Here is a 245-nt window from a genome sequence, read left to right on the forward strand (position 1 = left end):
TGTTATCGTTAGATGCTGACATATTTTTAATATTGGGAGTTTTCAAACATGGTCGTTAAAAATGGTCTTGCCTGTGGGATTATGCTTGCTCTTGTCGGTTGTGCTACAAAACCTGTCTCAAATGAACAAGCCACTCCTGTTCCTGAAAAACAAATTATCAGTACCGCGTTACTCGAAAAACGAGACGGTACGGGAGAGGTGATCATCAAGCGTGACTCGGGTTTCTTTGGAAGCGCGTGTTTTTC

1 protein-coding gene is annotated in these 245 nt (G+C 42.4%); it reads left to right on the forward strand.

The features are described from left to right. Positions 1-48: 48 nt before the first annotated feature. On the forward strand, positions 49-245 hold a 197-nt coding region (locus CF394_RS00370; RefSeq protein ID WP_207761662.1), incomplete at its 3' end, for a hypothetical protein.

Origin of the sequence: Tetzosporium hominis, assembly GCF_002265435.1 — a bacterium.
In the GTDB taxonomy this organism is placed as follows: Bacteria; Bacillota; Bacilli; order Bacillales_A; family Planococcaceae; genus Chryseomicrobium; species Chryseomicrobium hominis.